We start from the raw sequence: 3,269 nt of genomic DNA on the forward strand, positions 1-3,269 counted from the left end.
GCGCGCAGGGCGGGGAAGACGGCGGCCAGGACGCCCAGCAGGATGCCGACGCCGATCACCGTGATGATGGTGGGGGAGGGGTAGGCGAAGGTGCTGATGCCCTGGCTTGCGAGTGCCTTGGTGAGGGCCCAGCCGAAGACGCTGCCCACGGCGACGCCGAGTACGGCACCGAAGACCGAGATGATGGTCGACTCCATGACGACCATGGCGCGCATCTGGCGGCGGGACATACCGACGGCCCGCAACAGGCCGATTTCCCGGGTCCGTTCGATCACGGACAGGGCCAGGGTGTTGACAATGCCGAAAAGGGCGATGATGACGGCGAGCGCGAGGAGTACGTAGATGAAGCCGAGCAGCTGATCGACCTGTTTTTCCTGTTGGGCGACGAACTCGGACTGGTCGCGGACCTCGACGGTGGCGTAGGGCTTCACCGCCGTGTCTATGACGGCGCGCACGGCGGCCGGATCGGCACCATTCGCCCGTTTGACGAGAACGAAAAGGTCGAGGTCCTGGGTGGAATGCCGGGCGTACTGACCGGTGGAGACGATCCAGGAGCCGGCGACCTGGCTCTTCTTGTAGATGCCGGCGACGGTCAGTTTGTCGGTGCCGTCGGGGTAGGTGACGGTTACTGCCTGGCCGACGCGAAGGTGACGGTCGGTGGCGGTGGCTTCGTCCACCAGCAGGGTGTGGTCGTTGAGGTTGTGCAGGTCGCCGTCCACCTTTTTGATGGCGAGAACCTGGAGCAGACCGGCGGGGTCGCCGGCGAGAAGCTGAACGGTTTTTCCTTCGACTTTCGCGTGGCCACCGCGCAGGCCGGTGGCCACGCCGACACCGGGGCGGGTGGCGATGTCACGGGCGACCTGGCCGCTGAAGCCGGTACCGAATCCCTTGGCGGTCAGGTAGTAGTCGGCGCCGAGGCTGTTCTGCACCGTGGTGCGCACCGATTCCTTGATGGACTGGCCGAGAATCGAGAACGCGCTGACCAGGGCCAGGCCGATCATGAGGGCGGAGGCGGTGGACGCTGTGCGGCGTGGGTTGCGCATCGCGTTCTGCCGGGCGAGATGCCCGGTGGTGCCGAACGCGGCGACGAAGGGGCGTCCGAGTACCCGGATCACCGGGACGGACAGCAACGGCGACAGCGTCGCCACCCCGAGGAAGATCGCCGCGGCACCGCCGCCGACCGCCCCGGCCGCGGACTTCCCCGCCGAGGCGGCGCCCACTGCCAGCAGGAGCACGCCCAGCCCGGTCAGCACCAGCCCCGAGATCGCCCGCAGCCGCAGCGAACGCGTGGGCAGCACGTAGGTGTCCCGCATCGCCGCGATCGGTGGAACCGACGCGGCCTTACGCGCGGGAACGAACGCCGCCACCGAGGTGATCACGATGCCGACGGCGTAGGCGATGATGATCGTGCGGGTTTCGAAGACCAGCGATCCGCTGGGCAGGTCGACGCCGAACGCGCCCACGGCCGTGCGCAGCAGCACGGCCAGGCCCGCGCCGAACACGAGCCCCACGGTCGCCCCGGCGGCACCGACCAGGGCCGCCTCGACCTGCAGGGACAGCTGGACCTGACGTCGGCTGGCCCCGATGGCGCGCAGCAGTGCCAGCTCCCGTACCCGCTGGGCGACGAGCATCGTGAACGTGTTGAAGATGATGAACGCCCCGACGAACACCGAGATCGCCGCGAAGATCAGCAGGAAGGTGGAGAAGCCGCCGATGGCCTGCTGGATGGCGCTGGCGTTCTCGTCCGCGAGCTGTTTGCCGGTGATGGCCTGGACGCCGGCGGGCAGGGTAGCGGCGATCCGGGCCCGCAGCTCCTCCTGGCCGAGTCCGGGCGCGGCCGCGAGATGTACCGCGTTGAACTGGTCCGGGGCGAGCAGCACCCGCTGGGCGGTGGCCGTGTCGAACGCCGTCACGGCCGCACCACCGAGACCGTCCTGGCCGCCGATCCTGAACGTGCCGACCAGTGTGTAGGTCGCGGGGGCGCCCTTGGTCTGGACGGCGATCCGAGCGCCGAGCGCCAGGTGCATCGAGTGGACGGTGGACCCGTCCACCACGATCTCGCCGGTCTTCGGGGCGCGCCCGGTCACGATCTCCTGGGTGGACGTGGGGTCGCCCCCGGTCCAGTTCGCACCGATGCCCGGTGGAGCGTTGTTACCGCCCGCGGGTTTGCCGGTCCGCGGGTCGATCAGCACCGCCTGGCCCTGCACGGAGCCGGTCGCGGCACGCACCCCGTCCACCTTCGCCAGGGTGGCCACGATCGAGGCCGGCACCGGTGGACGGCCGGCCTCGCTGGACGCGTCGATCTGGTTGACCGCTCGTACCGCGACGCTGACGTTCTTGTCGATGCCCGCGAACAGGCTGTCGAAGGTCTTGTTCAGCGTGTCGGTGAGGACCAGCGTGCCGGTGACGAAACTCACCCCGACGACGACAGCCAGCATCGACAGCGCCAACCGCGTCTTGCGGGCCAGCAGGCTCTTGAAGGTCGCACGCAGCATCTGGCTCAGGCCCACTCGGCTGACTGCGACCCGCCGGAGCGATGCCGTCGCCGCCCCCCGTCCCGGTAGAGGTCGCCGACCTCGCCGAAAGTGACATCTTCACCGTCGACCGTGACATCCCCGCCACCTCGACCGTCCGGACCACCTCGACCGTCCGGACCGCCCCGGCCGCGGTCAGGGTTGTCGTACGTCCCGGCGTAGCCGCCGGATGCGCCGCCGTCGGCGTACCTCGGGTCCGGCCCGAGATATCGCGGGTCCGGCCCGGGGACACGCGGGTCCGGCCCGGCGTACCGAGGATCCGGCCCGGGGTATCCCTGACCAGCCTCGAGGGGTCGCGGATCCGCTCTGGTGAATCCCGGGTCGGGCTCGGCGTAGCCCGGGTCCGGGGTGGCGTAACGCTGGCGTTCGTCGTCGTACCTCTGGTCCGGGTACGGATAGCCGGCGGTGTCGACGCCACCGGCGTAACCGCCCATGACCGACGGGTACTCGCCCGTGGGCGAGCCGTAGCTCCCGGGCTCGGCGGGGTAGGCGGTGTGGTCGGGTCGCGCGGGTGCGGGCGTCCCGCGATGGCCGACGGGCTCGGCCTCGTACGAACCGTCGGCCTGGCCGTACCCGCCGCCCGCACGGCGGTCGTACTCGTCCTGCTCACGCGGGTCGTAGCCGCCGCCGGCACGCCGATCGCCGTATCGGTCGTCGCGATCCCGGTCGTCGTACTCGCCGCCGGCACGCCGGTCGTCGTAGTCGCGGGGGGCGTTCTCGGCGGTGCGCGGGCCG

1 protein-coding gene and 1 pseudogene are annotated in these 3,269 nt (G+C 70.4%); both read right to left on the bottom strand.

Annotation, left to right across the window (positions count from 1 at the left end):
* On the bottom strand, positions 1 to 2,495 hold a 2,495-nt coding region (locus G6R24_RS19635; RefSeq protein ID WP_163550643.1), incomplete at its 3' end, for an ABC transporter permease.
* Positions 2,496 to 2,500: 5 nt separating this feature from the next.
* Positions 2,501 to 3,269 (bottom strand): annotated as a pseudogene (locus G6R24_RS19640) (hypothetical protein); the annotation flags it as partial.

Source organism: Candidatus Frankia nodulisporulans (assembly GCF_902806475.1).
In the GTDB taxonomy this organism is placed as follows: Bacteria; Actinomycetota; Actinomycetes; order Frankiales; family Frankiaceae; genus Frankia; species Frankia umida.